Annotated in this window: 19 protein-coding genes; 5 read left to right on the forward strand and 14 right to left on the reverse strand. The window is 61.6% G+C overall.

Going from position 1 to position 17,170, the window contains the following annotated elements; genetic code table 11:
* Window positions 1–947: 947 nt before the first annotated feature.
* The 9 genes from HBR94_RS27870 to HBR94_RS27910 all read right to left on the reverse strand — a co-directional run bounded on the left by HBR94_RS27870 (window position 948) and on the right by HBR94_RS27910 (window position 7,952).
* Complete coding sequence (locus HBR94_RS27870; protein ID WP_170045879.1) at window positions 948–1,871, reverse strand: zinc ABC transporter substrate-binding protein; 924 nt, start codon at window positions 1,869–1,871, stop codon at window positions 948–950.
* Entirely contained in the window at window positions 1,871–2,770 is a 900-nt protein-coding gene (locus HBR94_RS27875) for a metal ABC transporter permease (protein WP_057441446.1), read from the reverse strand. The genes HBR94_RS27870 and HBR94_RS27875 overlap by 1 nt, the downstream gene beginning before the upstream one ends.
* Complete coding sequence (locus HBR94_RS27880; protein ID WP_057441447.1) at window positions 2,767–3,513, reverse strand: metal ABC transporter ATP-binding protein; 747 nt, start codon at window positions 3,511–3,513, stop codon at window positions 2,767–2,769. Before HBR94_RS27880 ends, HBR94_RS27875 begins: the two co-directional genes overlap by 4 nt.
* Window positions 3,510–4,430, reverse strand: a complete 921-nt coding sequence (locus HBR94_RS27885) for a metal ABC transporter substrate-binding protein (protein ID WP_170045880.1) — start codon at window positions 4,428–4,430, stop codon at window positions 3,510–3,512. The genes HBR94_RS27880 and HBR94_RS27885 overlap by 4 nt, the downstream gene beginning before the upstream one ends.
* A 34-nt stretch (window positions 4,431–4,464) precedes the next feature.
* Entirely contained in the window at window positions 4,465–5,031 is a 567-nt protein-coding gene (locus HBR94_RS27890) for a DUF6162 family protein (protein ID WP_057441451.1), read from the reverse strand.
* A 5-nt stretch (window positions 5,032–5,036) separates the two neighbouring features.
* Window positions 5,037–5,366, reverse strand: coding sequence for a hypothetical protein (locus HBR94_RS27895; protein WP_057441453.1), 330 nt, complete (start codon window positions 5,364–5,366; stop codon window positions 5,037–5,039).
* Window positions 5,363–5,902, reverse strand: a complete 540-nt coding sequence (locus HBR94_RS27900) for a hypothetical protein (RefSeq protein WP_057441455.1) — start codon at window positions 5,900–5,902, stop codon at window positions 5,363–5,365. Before HBR94_RS27900 ends, HBR94_RS27895 begins: the two co-directional genes overlap by 4 nt.
* Window positions 5,902–7,110, reverse strand: a complete 1,209-nt coding sequence (locus HBR94_RS27905; RefSeq protein WP_057441456.1) for a PepSY domain-containing protein — start codon at window positions 7,108–7,110, stop codon at window positions 5,902–5,904. The genes HBR94_RS27900 and HBR94_RS27905 overlap by 1 nt, the downstream gene beginning before the upstream one ends.
* 386 nt (window positions 7,111–7,496) lie before the next feature.
* Window positions 7,497–7,952 (reverse strand): VOC family protein, encoded by a 456-nt coding sequence (locus HBR94_RS27910; protein WP_170045881.1) that lies wholly within the window; start codon window positions 7,950–7,952, stop codon window positions 7,497–7,499.
* Window positions 7,953–8,144: 192 nt separating this feature from the next.
* Here HBR94_RS27910 and HBR94_RS27915 point away from each other — a divergent pair, with 192 nt between their 5' ends.
* Window positions 8,145–8,510 (forward strand): antibiotic biosynthesis monooxygenase, encoded by a 366-nt coding sequence (locus HBR94_RS27915; protein ID WP_115127882.1) that lies wholly within the window; start codon window positions 8,145–8,147, stop codon window positions 8,508–8,510.
* Here the strand turns inward: HBR94_RS27915 and HBR94_RS27920 are convergent.
* On the reverse strand, window positions 8,499–9,602 hold the full coding sequence (locus HBR94_RS27920) for a sigma-54 dependent transcriptional regulator (RefSeq protein WP_115127883.1): 1,104 nt from the start codon (window positions 9,600–9,602) through the stop codon (window positions 8,499–8,501). The genes HBR94_RS27915 and HBR94_RS27920 overlap by 12 nt on opposite strands.
* Window positions 9,603–9,917: 315 nt before the next feature.
* Between HBR94_RS27920 and HBR94_RS27925 the strand changes: the two genes are divergently transcribed.
* From HBR94_RS27925 to HBR94_RS27935, 3 genes are all read left to right on the forward strand, one after another.
* Window positions 9,918–10,187: a hypothetical protein gene (locus HBR94_RS27925; protein ID WP_057441463.1), complete on the forward strand. Its 270-nt coding sequence runs from the start codon at window positions 9,918–9,920 to the stop codon at window positions 10,185–10,187.
* Window positions 10,188–10,420: 233 nt separating this feature from the next.
* A complete protein-coding gene (locus HBR94_RS27930; RefSeq protein ID WP_115127885.1) occupies window positions 10,421–11,581 on the forward strand; it encodes an aminotransferase class V-fold PLP-dependent enzyme in 1,161 nt (386 codons plus the stop codon).
* A 37-nt stretch (window positions 11,582–11,618) separates the two neighbouring features.
* On the forward strand, window positions 11,619–13,427 hold the full coding sequence (locus tag HBR94_RS27935; protein WP_169960765.1) for an aminopeptidase P family protein: 1,809 nt from the start codon (window positions 11,619–11,621) through the stop codon (window positions 13,425–13,427).
* A 44-nt stretch (window positions 13,428–13,471) separates the two neighbouring features.
* Here the strand turns inward: HBR94_RS27935 and HBR94_RS27940 are convergent, their stop codons facing one another.
* Both HBR94_RS27940 and HBR94_RS27945 read right to left on the reverse strand, forming a co-directional pair.
* Entirely contained in the window at window positions 13,472–14,062 is a 591-nt protein-coding gene (locus tag HBR94_RS27940; protein WP_170045882.1) for a 2-hydroxychromene-2-carboxylate isomerase, read from the reverse strand.
* Window positions 14,063–14,098: 36 nt separating this feature from the next.
* Window positions 14,099–14,830 carry an SDR family oxidoreductase gene (locus HBR94_RS27945; RefSeq protein WP_057441470.1) on the reverse strand — a complete coding sequence of 244 codons (732 nt, stop codon included), beginning with the start codon at window positions 14,828–14,830 and terminating at the stop codon, window positions 14,099–14,101.
* A gap of 90 nt (window positions 14,831–14,920) precedes the next feature.
* On the opposite strand from HBR94_RS27945, the gene HBR94_RS27950 reads away from it, so the two are divergent.
* A complete protein-coding gene (locus HBR94_RS27950; protein WP_057441472.1) occupies window positions 14,921–15,481 on the forward strand; it encodes a TetR/AcrR family transcriptional regulator in 561 nt (186 codons plus the stop codon).
* Window positions 15,482–15,485: 4 nt separating this feature from the next.
* On the opposite strand, the gene HBR94_RS27955 is transcribed toward HBR94_RS27950, so the two are convergent.
* Both HBR94_RS27955 and rhtA read right to left on the reverse strand, forming a co-directional pair.
* Window positions 15,486–15,767, reverse strand: a complete 282-nt coding sequence (locus HBR94_RS27955; RefSeq protein ID WP_057445083.1) for a hypothetical protein — start codon at window positions 15,765–15,767, stop codon at window positions 15,486–15,488.
* Between the two features lie 169 nt (window positions 15,768–15,936).
* The gene (rhtA, locus tag HBR94_RS27960) at window positions 15,937–16,824 is read right to left on the reverse strand and encodes a threonine/homoserine exporter RhtA (protein ID WP_120732441.1); all 888 of its coding nucleotides are present in this window, start codon (window positions 16,822–16,824) and stop codon (window positions 15,937–15,939) included.
* Window positions 16,825–17,170 lie beyond the last annotated feature (346 nt).

Here is a 17,170-nt window from a genome sequence, read left to right on the forward strand (position 1 = left end):
GGTTCCGCCCTTACGGCGGGTCACTTTTGGAAAAGAGCCCCAAAAGTAACCAAAAGGGCTCTTGCCCCACCACTCGGCACCTCGCCCAGGCTCGGTGTGCCCGCCATCCGACATTGATTTGGGGGGCCGCCGCGATGGGCCATCCATGGCCCAGCGCGGCTAACCCGGCGTCCTGCCGGGTTACCCCCCAAATCAAAATCGGATGACGGCCAGCGTGGTTTAACGGGGCGCTTAAGATCAAAATCAAGATCACAAGCAAAGCGAGGCGGCCTCACAGCCGACCTGATCGTCGAAGCGTGCGCGTACCCCTGTGGGAGCTGGCTTGCCTGCGATGGTCGTTAACGATGACAAATGAATACCTGACACTCTGATGTGTTCTTTCGGCCGCCATCGCAGCGATGCGGCGATCCGACAAGCCAACTCCCACAGGGGGGAATGCAGCTTCACGCCCCGGCTTTGGCATTGCTGTTGCTGTTGCTCTGCTTGTGATCTGGCTTTTGATCTTGATCTCAGGCGCCCCGTTAAACCACGATGGCCGCAGGCAGGTATTGCGCAGTGGGCACCCCGGCATGGATGCCGGGGTAGCCGCGACACGGCCATGGATGGCCGATCGCGGCGGGCCCACGGAGCAATGCCTGACTGCGGGCATGCCGAGCCTAGGCGAGGCACCGAGTGGTGGGGCAGGAGCCCTTTTGGTTACTTTTGGGGCTCTTTTCCAAAAGTGACCCGCCGTAAGGGCGGAACCCTAAGTGGCCGTGACCGCAGCAACGGATATGTAAACAAACCCAATAAGCACTAGATAAAAGAGTTGTGTAGATACCTATGCCGCGATGGCTAAGTGTCAGTCGATACATTAGTTGACTGATACACCGCCATCGCGGGCAAGCCCGCTCCCACACAACCCCGCTCCCACATAAGCTCGCACACACAGGGGTATTGCCTTGCTTTCAGGGCACCAATGCCTTGATCACCTGATCCACATTCCCTTCCAGTTCCGCGACCGGGTCCGCGCCGTCAGTAGCCAGCACCAGCAACTTCGACCCCCCTGCACTGATAGCCGCTTTTACCGCCTCAGCCGGTTGGCGATGGTGCAGCACTAACGCCACGTCGTTGTCCTTCAGGCTGGTCGTCAGCATTTGTAGCGCCTGCGCAGACCACTCGGCATCCGGCCGCGGATCGGTGCTGACCAACTCCAGATTCAGCCCACTTATCAGATAAGCAAAATGATCACTCAGGCTGACCACACTCAGGTTATCGGCCTGGGCCAGGCGGGCCTCGCTGTCGGCAGTCAGCTTGAGCAGGCGTTGCTTGAGGCTGGCCAGGTTGCCGTCGATCTGGGCCTTGGCGCCGGGCGCCAGCCTGCTCAGGTCGGCAGCCATGACATCGGCCATGCGCCCCAGGTTGTTGCTCGACTGCCACGGCTGGCTATTGAGGCCATCCACAGTCCCCGGTTGCAGGGCCACGCCTGGCAGACCGCCGTCTACCGGGCGCGCCGCGTCCACTTCGACGATGCGGATATTGCTGCGCCGGGCCACTGGGTACAGCGGGTCATCCGGCCACAGCGAGCGCAGGCCGATCGCCGCATCGGCGTCCAGCGCCAGGCTATGCAAGGCCGGCGCGCCACGCCCGGTAAAGTACGAGGTCTGGCGCGAACCCGGCAGGTTGGCCGGTGCCGCACGCTCCAGCTTGACCGCAGTGCCCTTGAGCAGGGTGGCGGCCAGGCCGTAGGTCACGGGCAAGGCCGCGAGGACTTTGACCGGTTTGGCGGCGTGGGCGGCGACCGGCAGGGGTTTGGCCGTTTCGGCTGCCAGCAGCGGGGTGCTGATCAGGCAGGCGATGGCCAGGGCGAGGGGGCGTAGAACGGGGCGCATTATCCGAGATTCCCTTTCAGGCTGGGGACCGTGCCGCGCGCGATGGCGGCCAGGGCGAAGGCGATGCCGGCGACGAGGATGATCGCGGCACCGGACGGGATAGGCAGGTCGAAGATGATTGGCAACAGAATCCCGCACAGGGTGCTGAGCGTGGCAATCACCACCGAGATCCAGAAGAAGCCCTTGAGTGACTGGCTCAACAGCCGAGCCGCGGCGGCCGGGATCACCAGCAGTGCGCCTACCAGGATCGCACCGATGACCTTGACCGCCGCCACTGTGATCAAGGTCACCAGGATCACGAACAGGTAGTCCAGGGTCTTCACCGCCACGCCACGCACGGCAGCCAGTTGCGGGTTGAAGCTGGCGAGCATGATGCGGTTGTACAGCGGCAACGCCAGGGCCATCACCAGTGAGCCGACCACCGCCAGCACCGCCAGGTCATTGCCGTTGACGGTCAGGACCGAACCAAACAGCACGTTTTCCAGGATATGCACGTTGATCTTGCCCGCCAGGATCAGCAACAGGCTCGCGCCCAGGGCCAGGGACACCGAGAGGAACACGCCGATCAGCGTATCGGGGGCCAGGCCGGTGCGGTTGCGCAGGTAATTGAGCAGGATGCCGAACAACAGGCAGTAGCCGAACAGGCTGCCGTAAGGCCCGGTGTAGGGTTCCCCCAGCAGAATGCCCACGGCCACGCCGGTCAGTGCAGCATGGCCGACGGCTTCGGAGAAAAACGCAAAGCGCTTGACCACCACCAGCGTGCCCAGGCCACCGAGTACCGGGCCGATCAACAGGCCGGCGAGCAAGGCATTGACCACAAACCCATAGGCCAGGGCTTCCGGCAAGTAGCCGGAGGAAGCCCAGCCCTGGACCATCAAGCGAAAGGCTTCGTAGCTCATTGGGCTGCGCTCCGTGGGTGAGTGGAAAACAGCGTCAGCAGGCGTTCCGGGGTCAGTGCCTCCTTGGGCGTGGCATCAAACAGCAGGCGGCGGTTCAGGCCGGTGACGCGATCCGCCAGGCGGCCCACGGCCTCCAGGTCGTGCTCGATCCATAGCACGGTAATCCCGGCCTGGCGCCAGTCGCCCAGCAGGCGTTCGAACACCTGGATTCCGGCTTCATCGAGGGCCGACATCGGTTCATCGAGTACCAGCAGTTGCGGCGCCGGGATCAAACCCTGGGCCAGCAGCACACGCTGGCGCTCGCCGCCGGACAGCGCACCCATGCGGCGCTTGCGCTTGTCTTGCATGCCCACGCGCTCCAGCGCCTCGCCAATCGCCCCGGCGTAATGCCGGGACAAGCCGAGAAACGCCGGGCGCCGCTGGCACATGGCAGCCATGAAGTCGTCGACGGTCATCGGCAGGCCACGGTCGAACTCCAGGGCCTGGGGCACGTAGCCGATGGTGCCGGGAGTGTTCGGCCAGTGCAGGCTCAATTGGCCCTGGTGTGGCGTCTGCCCCAGCAGGGTCTTGATCAGCGAGCTCTTGCCGCCGCCGTTGGGGCCGACCAGGGCGTGGATGCTGCCCGGTTGTACCTGGAAGCTGACGCTATCGAGGATCGCGGTACGGCCCAGGGTCAGCGAGACGTTATCGAACTCAATCGTCGGGCCGATGCTGGCCACATTCAGGTGTTCAGCCGCGGTCATGCCCCCGACTCCTGGATCGCCCGGACCACGGTATTGAGGTTGCCGGTCATTTCCACTTCGTACTTCTCGGCGCTGTATTCACCGTAGGAAATATGCGACAGCGGGTACAGTTTGACCCCCGACTCACGCTGGATGGTATCGACGTAGGAGGACGGGAAATCCATCTCCGAGAAGATCACCTTGACGTCCAGCTCGCGCAGTTGGTCGATGGTTTTCTTCAATTGGCTCGGGCTTGGCTCGATGCCGTGGGCCGGTTCGACCACGGCGGTCACTTCGAGGCCGAACTCGCGCAACAGGTAGTCGTAGGCGGCGTGCACCGTGGCCACCCGCAGATCGGCGTTGGGCGCGCTGGTGAGCTTGGCCAGGGCATCGGCGCGCATCTGGCGCAGGCGCTTGCCATAGGCACGGGCGTTCTGGGTATAGGTCTTGGCGTTGTCCGGGTCGAGCTTGCCCAGTTCCCGGGCGATGTTGTTGACCTGGGCGATGGACGCGCTGATGGACAGGAAGGTGTGCGGGTTGACCACCTTGCCGGCGCCACGGGCCGCGTTGCCGGTGGCGGCCAGCAGCGGCACATTGGCGTTGGCCTCGATCACCGGGATGTCCGGACGCTCGCTGGTGGCGATCATGCGGTCGGCAAAATCGTCATGGCCGACGCCATTGAGCACGATCACGTCCAGGGTGCCAATGCGCTTGATGTCTTCGGCGCGCGGTTCGTAGGCATGGGGGTTGAAGCCGGCCGGAATCAGCGGCACCACTTCGGCCTTGTCGCCGACGATATTTGCCACGTAGCTGTAGTAAGGGTGCAGGGTGATACCGATACGCAGGCGCTTGGCCGCCTCGGCATTGGCCAGGGGGCTCAGCAAGACGCTGAACAGGCCCACCAGCAGCAGGCGGAGCAAGGGAGATGACATAGACATGGGTAATCGATCTTCTCTCGGAGACAGCATGAATTCAGTGGCGATGCTGGCGGGTGACGCCAGCGTCGAATTGCGCAACGACCTGCTGCCAGCCAGCGGCGATCAGCCCCTGGTCGCTCAGGTCGGTGGGGGCGGCCAGGTTGGCGCTGCGGTTGAGCCAGATATCCGGCTCGGCGCCGTTGACGCGCATCAGCAGTGAACCGCTGGTGTCGTTGGCCTGGCTCAGGCCCAGGTACGCCGCTGGCGCCAGCAATTGCCAGTGGTGGTCGCCACGGCTGACCGAACTGGCGTCCTGGGCGAAGGGCGCGAAGCCTTCTTCGGCCAGTTGCGCCGGCGTCGGCAGGGTGCTTTGTTCCTGCGCCAGCAACTGGATTTCATCCAGGGTCACCCGCAGGTCGGCATAGATGCCTTGCTCGGCCGCGCTCAGGTCGCGGCGGGCGTCCAACTGGTGGCTGGCCACGGCCTCGACGGCCTGGGTTTCGCCGTGCAGGGACACCACCGTGCCGGCGACGGCCAGGATGATCAGGCACAGCAGCAGGACGTAGAGGGTTTCGTGCCCGGCACCGGCGGGCCGGACCACCTGGGTGCTGCCTGGGTTCATGGGGGTCATGGCGCCTGGATATCCGCTTGGTCGATCTCGACAACGTGGCCGGGACCGGCGTCAAACAGCACATAGAATTCGGCGGCAGGTTTTTTGAAGGTCAACGTCGAGTCGGGCCCCAGCTTGCCGGGCACCAGGATGGTTTCGTCGTAGCCGATCACATCCAGGGTCACGCCGGGCGCGCCGCTGCCGTCGGAAAAACCACCGGTGCACTGGATCTGTTCGCCGGGGATCTCCTTGCATTCGCACATCGGGTTGTGGGCCAGGGCGTAGTTGCTTGCACCCAGGCTGAGGATCAGCACGGCGCAGGCGCGGGTCAGGCGCAGTAAAGTCATGGTTTAACTCCTTGCTTGTTCAACCAGGCGACGGTGGCAGGCGAAGCCTGACTCAAGGGAATGGAGGCCTGCTGCATGCTGCCGTCCCAGCCTTCCATGGTGATCCACAGTTCGGCGTCGGGCGGGGTGCGTTCCGGGATCGGCAGCACAGCGCCCATGCGGTACGGGGTGCCGAAGAAAATCACCCCCGCGGCCCGCAGGCTGCGGGGCTTGCCGATGCGCAGGTAGGTGGCCTTGACCTGGTCTCCACAGGTGGCGCACAGGGCGGCGTTGAAGGATTTCATCGGGCCGGCCGGGTCGGGGCGGGGCGCTTCATTGCGCAACTCGGCGAGGGTAATGCTCCACGGGCCGACCTGCACTTCACCGACCTCGCGCTCGCCCAGGCCGGCGTCGCCGCGAAACAGTGCGACGTCGGCAAAGTACTTGGGCATAAAACCCAGGGGCACCAGCAACAGCAGGATATTGATGTGAAAGCGCCATTTGAGCCAGAAGGCGCGCAGTGGCGAGGGCGCTTGAACGGTGGTGGCCTTGCTCATTATTTGCCCTCCGAGGTTTCAGCCTGCATGGCGCCGATGGGGTTGGCCGGCGCCGTATTGCGCGTGGCCTTGGTGCTGCGCTTGAGCGCGTGCAGCGTGGCCAGGGCCGTGCGCTTGCTCCAGATCAACAGACCGCTGAGGACCATCATGCTCAGCAACAGGCCGAAGAAGAACCAGACCAGCTTGATCCAGATCCCGCCAAAGTCGCCGGTGTGCAGCGGGCGCATGGACTCGGTGACGAACTCCAGGCCCGTGCGGTCGGACAGCAGGTGCGTGGCGGCGATTTCACCGTTGTAGGGGTTGATGTCGGCCGTCTGGAACATCAGCGGGTACCAGCCGCGGCCGCCGATGCTCAAGTGACTGTAGGCATTGCTTGGCAGGCCGACGAAGCTGACGTCGAAGCCGGGGATACGCTGGGTGGCAATGTTGATGGCATCGTCCAGGGCGATCATCGGTGCCGGTACACCGGGGGCCGACAGCGGCACCTTGTCCCGGGAGATCACCGGCACGATCGGCTGGCTGGAGATGGTGATCTGGTTGTCCGCGAGAAGCGCCTGGATCAAGAACCAGGTGCCGGTGATGGAAATCACCGCGATAAACCAGATCGACCAGATGCCGCTCAGGCGGTGGAAGTCGCCCCAGAAAATCCGCGCCCCATGCTTGAAGCGCAGGGTTGGCTTGAAGAACCCTTTCCAGAACCGTTTGTACACCACCAGGCCTGTGACCAGCGAGGCGAGCATCGGCAGCCCGAGGAACGACACCAGGTACCAGCCCCAACTAAAGCCATTGGTAAACGGCACCAGCCACCAGCCATGCAAGGCGCGGGTGAACTGGCGGAAGTTGAACGATGGGCTGATGCCCTGGATGACCCCCGTGTACGGGTTGACGTAGACCGCCACGGAGCGGCCGTCGGGGTAGCTGATGTCGACGTCGAGCGCAAAATGCGATTCGTCCGGACGGACGATGGACTCGACAATGGCCTTTGGCTCGGCCTGCTTGATCGCGGCGAGGATCTGGTCGTAAGTGAGCAGTTCGGCATCGTCCGATGGCTTGCTGGCGCGCATTTCCGGGTTGGCCAGCCAGACGATTTCCTGGCTGACCACCGCCAGGGTCCCGGTGACGCAGACGATCAGTACGAAGAACCAGATGGGCAATGCCAGCCAGCTGTGGACGAGAAACCAGAGTTTGGAGCGTGACTTCTTCGACATGTCTATGGGGGTCTTGATCGGAGGAGGGCAGAAAAGGCCCGGGAAAGGCCGGTCGTAGCTTTTGCTTACGCGACGGGCTGTATCTAAGTTAAGACGGATGAGAATCGCAAAACCCTAAGGCAGAAATGAAAGCAAATGTTTCAGGTGCGCGGGGAACCCCTGTTGGGGCTCATTGCTGTTCAGTTAGTCAGCACAAAAAAGTGTGGCGAGGGGGCTTGCCCGCGTTGGGCTGCGCAGCAGCCCCAAAACCTGGCTACTCGATGTTTCTGCAAGAGTCAGGTGGACTTGCTGGTCGGGGCTGCTACGCAGCCCAACGCGGGCAAGCCCGCTCGCCACAGGGGGGGGCTGTTGCACCTTGTGGCGAGCGGGCTTTAGGAGATTGGGGATTATGCAAACAGCTCTTTGGCGCGCTTGTGAATCTGTTCCTCGGTCAGCTCTTCTATATGAGTGGCGAGGAACCAGACGTGTCCGAAGGGATCCCTCAACGTGCCGGAGCGGTCGCCGTAGAATTGATCCTTGGGTTCGGAAATCGCCGTGCCGCCTGCCGCGATCGCCTGTTTGTACTGCGCGTCGACGTCATTCACATACAGATGCAGGCCAACGCTGGTGGGGTGCGCTCCAGGGCTGCCGAAGGCCATTTCATCACAGGGCGAGGCCAGCATGATCGGCGAATCGCCAATGCGCAGTTCGGCGTGGCCGACCTTGCCGTCCGGCATGTCCAGGCGCATGAAAACGGTGGCATCGAAGGCTTTTTGGTAGAACTCGATGGCTTCAGCTGCCTTGTCGATGCCCAGGTAGGGCGTGATGCTGTGGTAGCCATCGGGAATGGGTTTAACGCTCATTTCGCTCTCCTTGAGGGGGGGGAGGGGCCGGGTCTTCCGGTCTTTTCACTATAGGTCAGGCCTTTCGTGGCCTGCGGGCAACCGACGACTGTCCTGTAACGGTGCATTCAACAGTTTCTCAAACAGAGGCTTGACCTTAACTTAACTAGAGGTTTTACCCTGCGTGGCACCTACAGCTAAAGGGGATTTGTCATGCAAGCTTCAGCGAAAAGTCATGGTTTTACCCAAGTGATCGAGTTTCAGATCGAGCCCCGGCAGCAGTCCGCGCTGGTGTTGGCGCTGTCCGAGCAGAGCGAGCGCCTGGCCCAAGGCCATGAGGGGTTTCTGAGTGCCAGTGTGCTGGTCAGTGATGACGGGCGGCGGGTGCTCAACTACCTGCAATGGCAGGCCCGCGAAGACGGTGCCACGGCGTTCCAGCGGCTGGAGAGCGAGGGCGAGAACTTCTGGGCACTGATTCGTGCCCATCAGGCTACTGCCGTGACCTTCGGTTCATTCCAGGTGCTGCGCAGTATCGAGCGCAGCGCCGACAACGCGTTGGCGTGCAGCCTATATCGATAGATGCAGCATGCGCTCACCTTGCAGGCTTCCCTCTGGGCGGCGCTTGTTGACCGCCAGTTCGCCGATCTTGATCAGGCGTGTACGCGTGATATTGCGGCTCAGGCCCAGCAGGTTGGCGGTGTGTACCTGGTTGTAGTGGCTGAAGCGGTAGGCGGCGCGTAGCAATGCGTCCTCGACTTTCTCATGCAAGGCACCGGCCTGTTCGTCAAACAGTTTCTGGAAGGCACGCTCCAGCAAGGCTTCGGCACTGTGGTCGAGGCTGTGCTGGCTATCATCCTGGCGCTCGATGCGCATGTTCGACAGGCGCAGGTCATCGCGTTCAATCAGGCCATTGCGGCAAATCAGCAAGGTGTGATGAATGACGTTTTCCAGCTCGCGGATATTGCCCGGCCAGCTGTAGCCCTTGAGCTTGTGCTCGGCTTCGGGGCTGAGGGTGATGGGGCCGTAGCCCAGGCGCTGGCTGTAGGCGTCGATAAAGTGCCGGGTCAGGGGCAGGATATCGCCGGGGCGTTCGCGCAAGGGGCTCAGTTCCAGGCTGACCACGTCCAGGCGGTAGTACAGGTCTTCACGGAAATGCCCGGCATTGATGGCTTTTTCCAGTTGCACATTGGTCGCCGCCAGCACCCGCACATCAATCGGAATGCTCTTGCGTGAGCCCAGGCGCACCACTTCGCGTTCTTGCAGGACGCGCAGCAGCTTGACCTGGATGGCCATGGGCAGATCACCGATCTCATCGAGGAACAGGGTGCCGCCGTCGGCCTCCTCGAACCAGCCAGCCTTGGCGCCGAGAGCGCCGGTGAACGCGCCTTTTTCATGGCCGAACAACTCCGCTTCCACCAGGGATTCGGAAAACGCCCCACAATTCACCGCCACGAACGGTCGGTTGCGCCTGGCGCTGAGGTTATGGATATGGCGGGCCACCAGCTCTTTGCCGGTGCCGGTTTCGCCGATGATCAGCACGCTGGCTTCGCTGGGCGCCACTTGCTGGATATGCGCGAGCAAGGCCCGGGATTTGGGGTCTTCGAAGACTTGCGCGGTGGCGCGAATCGACGTGGCGAGTGCGGGCGAGGGCGCAAGGGTCAAAAGCTGCATGGGCACCTCAAGGAATAGGACGTGGATGTCGGCAGGGGCTGGCCCAACGCGGTGCGCCACCTCGTACCAGGCCTGCGCCGCTTGCAGGCGTTCAGTGGCGAGGCCGAGCGGCTCGTGGAGGCAGTTGCGACGCTGGGAGTCTGTTATAGAGGGTCTTTTTTATTCCGTAAACAAATGTGTTTATATATTTATAGAACAAAAAGAAATATGAAGGATTGACTGATAGCGACTATCACAGAGGATGATTTTTCCCGATGCAAAGGCGGGAGTAGCCTGTGTCCATTGCCTCAACGCCCAATTCGCAGGACCTTCGTCATGAACCATTCACTTTCTGTTGCCTTGTTGCTGGTCGCCTCTTTTCTTGCTGGTTGTGCGACCCATCCGGCGCCTGAATTGCGCCCGTACTCCGCCGAGGAGAGCCGGCAATTGGCAATGGAAGGGCTGAACCGGCGGGGTTTGTCGTTTGATGAATATCAACAGAAGAAAACTGAACTCGCAGCCCGGCCACAGGCGCCAATGGGCTTTGATCGCCAGGGTGCAATGAATGCCGAGCGCAACGTTACCCTGCATGACCGTCCGAGCTGAGACAAACTGCGGCGTCCCAGAGCCCGAGGTTCCGTACAGGAACTTCGGGCTTTTTGTTTTCCATCCTTTTCGTCGAGCCTGTTAAGCTCAATTTCAGGAGCGTTCCTACGCACTTTTAAATAAAGTGGTCTTTCTTTAACGGCATCCGATCAGGTTAACCTGACGAACTCTGTACTGGTCGCTGCCCCTGAGACGCTGATCTCGGGAACATGCTCTGCGGGTCTCTAAACGTCATGAATAAACGTCCTCTGTATTTTGACTACGCCGCCACCACCCCGGTGGATGAGCGGGTCATCCAGGTCATGGTCGAGTGCCTGGGTTTCAACGCCAATTTCGGTAACCCTGCGTCCAGCTCCCATGCGTTTGGCCAACAGGCCCGGCACACGGTCGAGCAGGCGCGCCGTCAGGTGGCGGAGTTGGTCGGCGCCCAGGCCGAGCAGATCGTCTGGACCTCGGGTGCTACCGAATCCAACAACCTTGCGCTCAAGGGTGTGACCCAGGCGCGGGGCGTGGCCGGTGGCCATATCATCACCAGTCAGATCGAGCACAAGGCAACGCTGGACACCGCCCGCCAATTGCAGCAAGCCGGGATTGCCGTGACCTACCTGGTGCCGGATGCCGATGGCCTGATTACCGTCGAGGCGGTCAGCCAGGCGCTGCGCGAAGACACGTTTTTGGTGTCGTTGATGCTGGTCAACAATGAGCTGGGCACGCTCAACGACATCCCGGCCATTGGTGCGCGGGTGCGTGAGCATGGCGCGCTGCTGCATGTGGACGCGGCGCAAGGGGCGGGCAAAGTCGAGATCGACCTGGCGCACTGGCCGGTGGACCTGATGTCGTTTTCGGCGCATAAACTGTATGGCCCCAAAGGCATCGGTGCGCTGTATGTCGGGCCGCGGGCGCAGCAGAACGTCACGGCGCAGATCCATGGCGGTGGTCACGAAGGCGGGCTGCGCTCGGGAACCCTGGCGACTCACCAGATTGCAGGCATGGGCAGTGCCTTCGCGTTGGCCGCGCAATCCTTTGCCGAAGAGTCGGCAGGTATTGTCGCCCTGCGCCAGCGTTTGCTTGAGCAATTGCTGGACATTCCCGGCGTGCGCCTGAACGGCAGCGCCACCCAGCGGATTCCCCACACCTTGAGCCTGACCTTCAGCGAAGGCGAGTTCAATTCGGCGGCCTTGAGCGCCGGGATCGCTTTTTCGGCGACCTCTGCCTGCAATTCGGCCAGCAATGCGCCCTCCCATGTACTGCTTGCCCTGGGGCATGATGCGCGCAGTGCCGGTCGCACCATTCGCTTGAGCCTGGGGCGGTTTACCACCGGGCAGGATATCGATCAGGCGGTGCAATTGATCAAGAACTCGTTGGCCAGCGCACCGGCCTTTTGGGCGGTTTGAAATACATAACAATTATGAGTGCTTAGCAGGAGAGATGATGAGTACGCAGCCTTTGCCCCATGGAACGGTTCCCCAGCGCCTGGCGCGCACCCGCGAGTTGATGAAGCGGGAGGGCATTGATGCCCTGCTGGTGCCATCGGCCGACCCGCACCTGTCCGAATACTTGCCGGGCTACTGGCAGGGCCGGCAATGGTTGTCGGGGTTTCATGGCTCGGTCGGCACGCTGATTGTCACGGCTGATTTCGCCGGCGTCTGGGCAGACAGCCGTTACTGGGAGCAGGCGACCAAGGAACTCAACGGCAGCGGCATTGAGTTGGTGAAGTTGCAACCGGGGCAGCCCGGCCCGCTGGAGTGGCTGGGGGAGCAAACCCCGGAAGGCGGGGTGGTGGCCGTGGATGGCGCGGTGATGGCTGTTGCGTCGGCCCGTACCCTGGGCGGCAAGCTGGCTGAGCGAGGCGCGCGCCTGCGTACCGATATTGATTTGTTGAGTGAGGTCTGGACCGACCGCCCAGCGCTGCCCAACCAGCCGATCTACCAGCACCTGCCGCCCCAGGCCACCGTCAGCCGAGGCGAAAAACTCGCGGCACTGCGCGCCAGCCTGAAGGAAAAGGGCGCGGATTGGCATTTTATTGCCACCCTGGATGACATCGCCTGGCTGTTTAACCTGCGCGGCGCAGATGTTTCGTTCAACCCGGTGTTTGTCTCGTTCGCCCTGATCAACCAGCAGCAGGCCACGCTGTTTGTTGCCCTCGGCAAGGTCGATGCCCAGTTGCGTGGGGTGCTGGAACAGGATGGCGTGACGCTGCGGGACTACAGTGAAGTGGCCGCGGCCCTGGCTGAAGTGCCGGACGGGGCCAGCCTGCAGGTGGACCCTGCACGCGTGACGGCGGGGCTGCTGGAGAATCTGGCCAGTGGCGTGAAGCTGGTCGAAGGCCTCAACCCGAGCACATTGGCCAAGTCCCGTAAAAGCCTGGCGGATGCCGAGCATATTCGCCGGGCCATGGAGCAGGATGGCGCGGCGTTGTGCGAGTTTTTCGCCTGGCTGGACTCGGCCTTGGGCCGCGAGCGCATCACTGAGCTGACCATTGATGAACACCTGACGGCCGCGCGTACCCGTCGTCCGGATTATGTGTCGTTGAGCTTCAATACCATCGCCGCGTTCAATGGCAATGGCGCGATGCCCCATTACCATGCCACCGAAGAAGAACACGCGGTGATCGAAGGCGATGGCCTGCTGCTGATTGATTCGGGCGGCCAGTACCTGGGCGGCACCACAGATATCACGCGGATGGTGCCCATCGGCACGCCGAGCGAGGAACAAAAGCGCGATTGCACGCGGGTGCTCAAGGGCGTGATTGCCTTGTCGCGCGCGCAGTTTCCCAAGGGCATCCTCTCGCCATTGCTGGACGCCATCGCCCGCGCACCGATCTGGGCCGAAGGCGTGGATTATGGTCACGGCACCGGTCACGGGGTGGGCTACTTCCTTAATGTCCATGAAGGCCCGCAGGTGATTGCCTACCAGGCGGCGGCCGCGCCGCAAACTGCGATGCAGCCGGGCATGATCACCTCCATTGAACCGGGTACCTATCGCCCAGGGCGTTGGGGGGTGCGTATCGAGAACCTGGTGTTGAACCGGGAGGCGGGCAAGACCGAGTTCGGCGAGTTCCTCAAGTTCGAAACCCTGACACTGTGCCCGATTGATACCCGTTGCCTGGTACCGTCCCTGCTGACGATCGAGGAGCGACAGTGGTTCAACGACTACCATGCCCAGGTGCGTCAACGCTTGAGCCCGTTGCTCAGCGGCGCCGCGCTGGAATGGTTGCAGTTGCGCACGGCAGCTATATAAGACCTGGCCGCTCGCAGGCGTGGGCCGGCGAGCGGCTTGCAGGCTTAACTCAAGGCTTCGCGGACAAAGTCCAGGCGATCCTGGCCGAAGAATAGTTGCTGGCCGACAAACATGGCAGGCGCCCCAAACATGCCACGGGCAATCGCCTCTTCGGTCTTGTGCTTGAGGGCGTTCTTGACTTCCTCATCCTGGGTCAGCTCTAGCACCTGGGCAGGGTCGAAGTGGTGTTGCGCCAGCACCGCCGCTACGACTGCCGGATCCCCCATGTTGCGCCCTTCCACCCATATCGCCCGGAACAGGCAGTCGATGAAGTCGATAAAGCGTTCTGGCTGGCGTAGTTGAATGCCGGTGACGGCGCGCATCAGGGTCAGGGTATTGATGGGGAAGTGCGGATTGAACTTGAGGGGGACCCCGTAACGCTTGGCGTAGCGTGCCAGGTCTTGCAGCAGGTAGCGGCCCTTGGCCGGGATGGTGACGGGCGAGGCATTGCCGGTGGCCTTGAAGATGCCGCCCAGCAGGATGGGCTGATACACCAGTTGGCTGCCGGTTTCGGCACAGATTCCAGGCAGTTGGGTGTAGGCCAGGTAGGTGGTGGGGCTGCCGAGGTCGAAGAAGAATTCCAGGGTTTTGCTCATGTTGGATGCTCGCTGCTTATTGTTATGTTGGCGTGCTTACCAGGTTTCGTTCCAGGGGCGCAGGTCCAGTTCGAAGGTCCAGGCATCCCGTGGCTGGCGGTGCAGGTGCCAATAGTTGTCGGCGATATGCTCGGGATCCAGAATGCCGTCCTGGTCCTTGAGCGCGTATTTGCTTGGGAAGTTGTCGCGGATGAAGTCCGTGTCGATGGCGCCATCCACGACCACGTGGGCCACATGGATGTTCATCGGGCCCAGCTCGCGGGCCATACTTTGGGCCAGGGCGCGAATTCCGTGTTTGGCCCCGGCAAAGGCGGCAAAGCCTGCGGCACCGCGTAACCCGGCGGTGGCCCCGGTAAACAGAATCGTCCCGCGCTGGCGGGTCACCATGCGCTTGGCCACTTCACGGGCATTGAGGAAGCCTGAGAAGCAGGCCATCTCCCAGATCTTGAAATATTTGCGGGCGGTTTCTTCGAGGATGCTGCACGGCACGTTGGCGCCGATGTTGAACACGAATGCCTCAATCGGACCCAGCTCGCTTTCGATCTGCTCGATCAGCGCGATCACCTCGTCCTCCTTGCGTGCATCGCAGGCAAAGCCGTGAGCCTCGCCGCCCGCAGCCTGGATACTGTCCACCAGGGGTTGCAGCTTGTCGGCACTGCGTCGGGTGACGCAGGCCACATAACCTTCGCGGGCAAAACGCTTGGCAATGGCGCCGCCTGTAGCGTCGCCTGCGCCGACGACCAGTACGATTTTCTTATTCTCAGTCATGGCAAGTCCTTGGGTAAACGATCGTTAACTAAACGAACGTTATGCTACGATTCGGCAGGCGTCAAGGTGGTGTCTTCAAGGGGAGAGGCGATGCGCTATTCAGTCAGTCACAAGCAGCAAACCAGGGACAAGCTCCTGCACAGCAGTGCGGCCCTGGCGAAAAAAGAAGGGTTTGCCAGCGTTGGCGTAGATGGGCTGATGAAAGCCATTGGCCTGAGTGGCGGGGCTTTTTATAGCCACTTTTCGTCCAAGGACGCGCTGTTCAGCTCCATCGTCGAGCATGAGTTGAGCCAAAGCCTGGAGCGTTTGAGTGTGGGCGAGGTGCAGAGTCGGGAGCGCCTGCAGCGCTGCCTCAAGTTCTATCTGAGCATGGCCCATGTGGAGCAAGTGCAAGACGGTTGCGCCTTGCCGAGCATGGGCGCGGAAATTGCCCGTGCGGATATCGCGGTACGCCAACACGCCCAGGAGTGGATTTGCCGGCTGCAGGCCAACTGGGCGCGGACCTTGGAGAGCGAAAGCCTGGCCTGGGCGATCTTATCCCAGTGTGTGGGTGCACTGGTGGTGGCCAGGATGATGGTCGACCCGCAGGTTCAGGCGCAGGTACTTGCATCGAGCTATGAAGAGCTCAGTCAGAGAATTTCGCAGGAATGAGCGCTTACTTGCAGAGCACGATCATGCTACGGCTGGTATAGCCGGCCGGGTTGATGCCGAAGGGGTAGTCACCGGGCTCCTCGCTGTTGTCGCCGGATTTGGCGATCACTCTGTAGCCTTTCTTGCCGCACGAGTTGGCTGCGCTGGTGTAGCACTGGTCCCAAGAGGAGGACAGGCCAGAGCAGTTGATATGCAGCCCTTTCTTTCCGCGTTTGACTTCTGTCTTGGTGGTTGCGGCACACCCAGCCAATGCGATGACGACAAGCAGTATCAAAATTCGCTTCATTACCATCCTTAATAGCCGCGCCGTTGGAATGCCCGATGCTGGCTTTGCTCGCTCTCAAGTGTAGGGTGGGTGGATGTCCTTATTCGAAAATCTCCATGACTGACACTGAGTTACAGCCTAAACATGGCCTAATTGAGCGGCAAATGCCAGAGCTTCGTTAAATCCTGTCTCAATCTGCCGCGACGATTGGCTTTGACTGGCTACGCATGGTCAGCGTTGCGCCCACGGAGGCCAGGATAATGCAGGCGATCGCCAGCCATTGAGCCAGGGACAGGTATTCCTGGAGGAAAAACAGCCCGGAAAGCGCACCGAACGCGGGCTCGATACTCATCAGCGTGCCGAAGGTGCGCGCGGGCAGGCGGGTCAGGGCGACCATCTCCAGGGTGTAGGGGAGGGCGGTGGAAAGAATTGCCACGCCAATGGCGATCGGAATCAGTGCGGGTGTCAGCAGCGCGCTACCGGCATGGACGATACCGATGGGGGCGACGAACAGTGCGGCGATCATTACGCCGAGAGCCGCGGTTTGCACGCCATTGTCCGCGCCAGCCTTCTGGCCGAACAGAATATAGAGGGCCCAGCAGATCCCCGCACCCAATGCGTAGGCGGCGCCGGTCAGGTCGATGCCTTGGCTTGCTTCACCGACGGGTATTAATAGCAGCAGGCCGATAATGGCCAGGGCTATCCACAGGAAGTCGACGGCACGCCGGGAAGCATAGATGGCAACGGCTAGTGGGCCGGTGAATTCCAGGGCTACCGCAATACCCAGGGGCACGGTGCGCAATGACATATAGAAGAGGAAGTTCATGCCGCCCAGCGCCATGCCGTACACGATGACGGTACGCAGTGACCTGGCGGTGAGTTTGGCGCGCCAGGGGCGCAGCAACAGCAGCATTATGATGCTGGCGAAAACCAGGCGCAGGGTGGTGGTGCCTTGGGCGCCCACAATCGGGAACATGCTTTTGGCCAGCGAAGCGCCCGACTGGATAGAGGCCATGGCAATCAGCAGTAGGCCGACAGGAAACAGTGCCGAGCCCAGGCTGCGGGATGAAGTGGTCATTGGGGGTGTTTGTCCAGGTTCATATAGAGGCAGAGGGCACTATGATGATCAACTGCTGGCAATTGAGCAATATATTGCTCAATTTCTTGGGCCTTCTATATAGAAGGCGAGGTTTTTGAGAGTTGCTGGGCCCTTCGATAGAAAAATGAAATTAAAGGTTGACGGCAGATTCTGGAAGTCTATAATTCGCCCCACTTCCGGCGCAGTCGAAACGGAAAACTCCTTGGTAAACAAAGAGTTACGCAGAATTCGACAGCGAGTTGCTTCAGTTCATCGAAGCCCAGAAGGAGTTGGTAGAGCAGTGTTGTTTGGCTCTATTAACGTTTCGATCCTCTCGGTCGAAAGC

The organism is Pseudomonas sp. WS 5412, assembly GCF_012985615.1.
Classification (GTDB): Bacteria; Pseudomonadota; Gammaproteobacteria; order Pseudomonadales; family Pseudomonadaceae; genus Aquipseudomonas; species Aquipseudomonas shahriarae.

Excerpts from the sequence above, each read along its gene's own strand:
- HBR94_RS27870 (WP_170045879.1), bottom strand. The coding sequence starts at position 1,871 with ATGCGCCCCGTTCTACGCCCCCTCGCCCTGGCCATCGCCTGCCTGATC.
- HBR94_RS27875 (WP_057441446.1), bottom strand. The coding sequence starts at position 2,770 with ATGAGCTACGAAGCCTTTCGCTTGATGGTCCAGGGCTGGGCTTCCTCC.
- HBR94_RS27880 (WP_057441447.1), bottom strand. The coding sequence starts at position 3,513 with ATGACCGCGGCTGAACACCTGAATGTGGCCAGCATCGGCCCGACGATT.
- HBR94_RS27885 (WP_170045880.1), bottom strand. The coding sequence starts at position 4,430 with ATGTCTATGTCATCTCCCTTGCTCCGCCTGCTGCTGGTGGGCCTGTTC.
- HBR94_RS27890 (WP_057441451.1), bottom strand. The coding sequence starts at position 5,031 with ATGAACCCAGGCAGCACCCAGGTGGTCCGGCCCGCCGGTGCCGGGCAC.
- HBR94_RS27895 (WP_057441453.1), bottom strand. The coding sequence starts at position 5,366 with ATGACTTTACTGCGCCTGACCCGCGCCTGCGCCGTGCTGATCCTCAGC.
- HBR94_RS27900 (WP_057441455.1), bottom strand. The coding sequence starts at position 5,902 with ATGAGCAAGGCCACCACCGTTCAAGCGCCCTCGCCACTGCGCGCCTTC.
- HBR94_RS27905 (WP_057441456.1), bottom strand. The coding sequence starts at position 7,110 with ATGTCGAAGAAGTCACGCTCCAAACTCTGGTTTCTCGTCCACAGCTGG.
- HBR94_RS27910 (WP_170045881.1), bottom strand. The coding sequence starts at position 7,952 with ATGAGCGTTAAACCCATTCCCGATGGCTACCACAGCATCACGCCCTAC.
- HBR94_RS27915 (WP_115127882.1), top strand. The coding sequence starts at position 8,145 with ATGCAAGCTTCAGCGAAAAGTCATGGTTTTACCCAAGTGATCGAGTTT.
- HBR94_RS27920 (WP_115127883.1), bottom strand. The coding sequence starts at position 9,602 with ATGCAGCTTTTGACCCTTGCGCCCTCGCCCGCACTCGCCACGTCGATT.
- HBR94_RS27925 (WP_057441463.1), top strand. The coding sequence starts at position 9,918 with ATGAACCATTCACTTTCTGTTGCCTTGTTGCTGGTCGCCTCTTTTCTT.
- HBR94_RS27930 (WP_115127885.1), top strand. The coding sequence starts at position 10,421 with ATGAATAAACGTCCTCTGTATTTTGACTACGCCGCCACCACCCCGGTG.
- HBR94_RS27935 (WP_169960765.1), top strand. The coding sequence starts at position 11,619 with ATGAGTACGCAGCCTTTGCCCCATGGAACGGTTCCCCAGCGCCTGGCG.
- HBR94_RS27940 (WP_170045882.1), bottom strand. The coding sequence starts at position 14,062 with ATGAGCAAAACCCTGGAATTCTTCTTCGACCTCGGCAGCCCCACCACC.
- HBR94_RS27945 (WP_057441470.1), bottom strand. The coding sequence starts at position 14,830 with ATGACTGAGAATAAGAAAATCGTACTGGTCGTCGGCGCAGGCGACGCT.
- HBR94_RS27950 (WP_057441472.1), top strand. The coding sequence starts at position 14,921 with ATGCGCTATTCAGTCAGTCACAAGCAGCAAACCAGGGACAAGCTCCTG.
- HBR94_RS27955 (WP_057445083.1), bottom strand. The coding sequence starts at position 15,767 with ATGAAGCGAATTTTGATACTGCTTGTCGTCATCGCATTGGCTGGGTGT.
- rhtA (WP_120732441.1), bottom strand. The coding sequence starts at position 16,824 with ATGACCACTTCATCCCGCAGCCTGGGCTCGGCACTGTTTCCTGTCGGC.